The following is a 4,292-nucleotide window of genomic DNA, read 5'->3' as shown; positions in this document are numbered from 1 at the left end:
AAAACTAAAAAAAATTCCGAGTGTTGTTTTTTCGTCCACAAAAACAGGCTTTAGATGTTTTTTTGGACATCCTTTTAGTCAGTGGTCAAACAGTCGGCATCTAAGCTGGCTTTCATATTGTTCATCTTAAACTGTTAGTGTACTGTTCCTCCCTCAAAGGGAGATAAGCAATGCCAACAGAAAATCCAATTCATAATGCACTGTATCTTGCATTCCAAAGATCTCAGTGGGCCAAGTTACGTGAATCGGTCCCCTTGACCCTAATTGAATCTGAACTCAAGAAACTACGCGGCATAAACGAGAAGCTCTCTCTGACCGAAGTCACCGATATCTACCTGCCTCTGAGTCGGCTACTCAACCTGATTGTCGGCGCCAAGCAGAAGCGAGGTTTAGTTCTCAACAAGTTCTTAGGCAGGATCCCTCCGAAGCGCCCCTATATCATCAGTATTGCCGGTAGCGTCGCCGTAGGAAAGAGCACTACGGCTCGAATTCTTCAGGCCCTGTTGAGCCAATGGCCTGAACACCCCAGAGTCGATCTTGTCACTACCGATGGTTTTCTTTATCCCCTTGCGGAGCTAAAACGTCGCGGCTTACTGCAGCGAAAAGGCTTTCCAGAAAGCTATGATATGAAGATGCTAGTTAAGTTTATTTCTCAAATCAAAGCCGGAGAGCCCCACGTCCGGGCACCGATCTATTCACACATCAGCTATGACCGCATCATGGACAAGCAGCAAATCATAAGACAACCAGACATACTGATTATTGAAGGGTTAAATGTACTACAAACGAGTCAGGATGCCGCAATTGGCATACAACAGCCCTTCGTTTCTGATTTTGTCGATTTCTCAATTTATGTCGATGCTGAGGAGTCATTACTGAAGAAATGGTACATAGATAGGTTCCTGCAATTTAGAGGAGGCAGCTTTAGTGATGACAAATCTTACTTCCATCACTATTCAAAACTTAACGATGATGAAGCGACTAGCATAGCGTCCAATATCTGGGATAACATCAACGGTCCAAATCTTAAATTGAATATTGAACCCACCAGAGATCGGGCCCACCTTATTTTGCAGAAAGGCAATGATCACCTGATGAGTCAGGTCCTATTACGAAAATAGTCCCGTTAGAAGCACTAGCTAGTGCTTCTCAGGCTAATCTCACCACCCACAAATGCTTTTATGCCGTTATCTGTTTCGAGTAGAATGGCGCCAGACTCATCTACTCCTTTACAGATACCCTGTATCTGGTTATCACCCATCAAGAGTTTTACTTCCTTACCGAAGAACACATCGACCTCCTGCCAGCGTGCTAAGAAGGCCGTTAACCCTAACCGCTCAAAAGTAGAAAAGTCTTGATGTAACTGTTTTTGTAACGCTATTGCCAATTCGGTTTTACTCGGACAAGAAGGATTGGCAGAAAGATCACTCCAAGCTTGATCAATTTTATCTCCCTGAGACTGAGACATGGAAATATTAATACCAATCCCCACAACTAGATGACATTCACTGTCGGCTTGACCGCTCATCTCAATTAAGACGCCAGCCAGCTTCTTGTTATTCAAATAGATATCGTTTGGCCATTTAACCCCTAAGTCTTCGATACCAAAACTTTGCAATACCTTGACCAGTGAGCAAGCAACTACCAGGCTGAGCCCTGAAGCCTGAGACATCCCATGTTGCAACTTCCAATACATGGAGCAATACAGATGACATCCATAGGGTGATACCCAGCTGCGGCCTCGGCGCCCTCGGCCTGCTGATTGATATTCTGCGATACATATATCACCAGATGTTAATTCATCAACATGTTGCAACAGAAAGGCATTAGTACTCGGTAGTTCATCGAAATAGAAGCACCTGTGATTAAGTGAGTGGGTCAATTTATCTTCATCGATCAAAGAAACCGGATTAGCCAACTTATAACCCTTGCCCTTAACACTAAATATCTCGACACCATAGTCTTCGAGGGAGTCAATGTGCTTACTAATCGCAGTTCTCGATATACCAGCTTGTTTAGCTAGCTCTTCACCGGAAACAAACAGCTCACCCGCTAATGCCGTTAATATATCTCTCTTACGTCGCCACTGTTCAATCATCTGCTAATTCCTTTTCACCGTTTGCACCAATAATTCTAGGCTCTGCTACTAATTTAATGCCATATCGCTCCACTATCGCGCTAATGACTTTCTTAGCCAACCTAGTGACATCGGTTCCCGTCGCATGACCCATATTAACCAAAACCAGGGCTTGCTGCTCATGGACTGCAGCACCTCCGACCTTAAGACCCTTTAACCCGGCCCTGTCGATTAACCAGCCAGCAGCCAATTTAACTGAATCAGCATCCACCGGAAACCCAACTATACCTGGATGATTTTTAACTAAGGAATCGAATACGGCGCGCGAAACTACTGGGTTCTTAAAGAAACTTCCCGCATTGCCCAGTACATCAGGGTTAGGAAGCTTAGTATTTCGCATATTACAGATACAAGTGAATATCTGTTGTGCGGTCACACTTCCTCTCTCAAGCGCCTTCAGTGCTCCGTAAGATATCACTGGCTGCCAATGCTTACTTAGCTTGAGTCCAACCCCGGTAATCACAGCACAATTGAGCAGATCCCCTTTAAAAATTGAATCTCTATATTTAAAGTGACACTCATTGGTCGCTAAGCGCTTCAATTCACCGGTTCTGAGATCAAGATACTCTACCCAATCACATACCTGCATCAGTTCGACACCATAGGCACCAATATTCTGAATTGGCGCCGCGCCAACAGTCCCGGGTATCAAGGCTAAATTCTCGAGGCCTGGTATAGACATTGAAAGAGTGGTTTCGACTAACTCGTGCCAATTTTCGCCCGCTGCCACGCTGAGGTAATGGCATTCATCATCCTCGGAAAACTCTATGCCCTTAGTCTCGACATGAACTACGGTACCTAGATAGTCATCTGTCAGTACAATATTACTCCCTCCACCAAGCACCAAAAAATCTTGCTCACTTCGATACAATTCCAAGCAAGTAGAAATCAATTCAGCTTTAGATTTGGCATGGCTCAACTCGACACAGCTATGGTCAATCTGAAAGGTATTGTAGGATTTTAATGAATAAGGGACTGCAGGCATAGATAGAAACTTCTAGAGAGCATTAAAGCGGCATTGTAGCGTATTTAGCTAGCAGAAAGAATTGGCTCGACACTACAGCGCGATTTATGAACATCATTTAACTCAAATAGTCACCTGCTGATTATTATTTTCGCCAAAATCCACAGACAGAAGCGGATGGAGTGTATGCCAAGACAATGTCAGGAACACTTCTGTTAAACCAAGAGTGGCGTCAGTCACATGCTTTCGAGCGCGTAGCTGGGGCGGACGATTTCTTTTATAAGAGTCCGCGACGCCTAAACGAAAAAAGCCTCTACATTGCTGTAGAGGCTTTCGTCTTTGTGTTAGCGGGTGAATATCACGCAGTGATGAGCTCATGAACGAGAGGCTTGGATGCCGAACTGGGCTTTTAAGCATGGATGCTGTTGGACGGGACGGCCGCGACACATATAAGTACCATAAATCAGACACGAAAAAGCCCTAACATTGCTGTTAGGGCTTATCGTAATGTTGGCGGAGCGGACGGGACTCGAACCCGCGACCCCCGGCGTGACAGGCCGGTATTCTAACCAACTGAACTACCGCTCCTTTAGCAAAGTGCTTACGCATATTGCTAAATTCTTTTTAAGTCGCTGATATGTCACTATCAGTAAACTTTGTCTTCACTTTCTAGAAAGTGGAAACTAAATAGGCGCCTGGAAATGACCTACTCTCACATGGGGAGACCCCACACTACCATCGGCGCAATTGCGTTTCACTTCTGAGTTCGAGATGGATTCAGGTGGGGCCACAATGCTATGGTTTCCAGACTAATTTTGCGATTACTTTCAGCTTTTCAAAAAGCTAAAGGTAAAAGAATTTAGAAAGCTGGCTATTTAAAAAGTCTTTTAAATAGCTTTAAATAAAAGTAATAATTGGTTCAACTTAAATCAAGTCGGTATTCTTTTGTGCTTGTAAAGTAATCACTCATTAACCACATACTTCTCTTTTAACAAGAGTAAACCCATCTGGGTTGTATGGTTAAGCCTCACGAGTCATTAGTACAGGTAGCTCAATGCCTCACAGCACTTACACACCCTGCCTATCAACGTCCTAGTCTCGAACGGCTCTTTAGAGGAATTAAATCCCTAGGGATGACTCATCTTAGGACTCGCTTCCCGCTTAGATGCTTCAGCGGTTATCGATCCGAAC

At 44.3% G+C, this 4,292-nt stretch carries 3 protein-coding genes, 1 tRNA gene and 2 rRNA genes; 1 reads left to right on the top strand and 5 read right to left on the bottom strand.

The window, feature by feature from the left end:
• Positions 1-170: 170 nt before the first annotated feature.
• A complete protein-coding gene (gene coaA / locus KT99_RS19320; RefSeq protein ID WP_005503629.1) occupies positions 171-1,121 on the top strand; it encodes a type I pantothenate kinase in 951 nt (316 codons plus the stop codon).
• A 14-nt stretch (positions 1,122-1,135) separates the two neighbouring features.
• Here the strand turns inward: coaA and birA are convergent, their stop codons facing one another.
• From birA to KT99_RS19290, 5 genes are all read right to left on the bottom strand, one after another.
• Positions 1,136-2,098, bottom strand: coding sequence for a bifunctional biotin--[acetyl-CoA-carboxylase] ligase/biotin operon repressor BirA (gene birA, locus KT99_RS19315; protein WP_005503627.1), 963 nt, complete (start codon positions 2,096-2,098; stop codon positions 1,136-1,138).
• Positions 2,091-3,122 (bottom strand): UDP-N-acetylmuramate dehydrogenase, encoded by a 1,032-nt coding sequence (gene murB, locus KT99_RS19310; protein ID WP_005503625.1) that lies wholly within the window; start codon positions 3,120-3,122, stop codon positions 2,091-2,093. The genes birA and murB overlap by 8 nt, the downstream gene beginning before the upstream one ends.
• A gap of 490 nt (positions 3,123-3,612) precedes the next feature.
• Positions 3,613-3,689 (bottom strand) — tRNA-Asp (locus KT99_RS19300).
• Between the two features lie 105 nt (positions 3,690-3,794).
• A 5S ribosomal RNA gene (rrf, locus tag KT99_RS19295) occupies positions 3,795-3,910 on the bottom strand.
• A 207-nt stretch (positions 3,911-4,117) separates the two neighbouring features.
• Positions 4,118-4,292, bottom strand: a 23S ribosomal RNA gene (locus KT99_RS19290); the annotation flags it as partial.

This window comes from Shewanella benthica KT99, from assembly GCF_000172075.1.
Classification (GTDB): Bacteria; Pseudomonadota; Gammaproteobacteria; order Enterobacterales; family Shewanellaceae; genus Shewanella; species Shewanella benthica_A.
This window is presented reverse-complemented; position numbering and strand designations above follow the sequence as displayed.

Excerpts from the sequence above, each read along its gene's own strand:
- coaA (WP_005503629.1), top strand. The coding sequence starts at position 171 with ATGCCAACAGAAAATCCAATTCATAATGCACTGTATCTTGCATTCCAA.
- birA (WP_005503627.1), bottom strand. The coding sequence starts at position 2,098 with ATGATTGAACAGTGGCGACGTAAGAGAGATATATTAACGGCATTAGCG.
- murB (WP_005503625.1), bottom strand. The coding sequence starts at position 3,122 with ATGCCTGCAGTCCCTTATTCATTAAAATCCTACAATACCTTTCAGATT.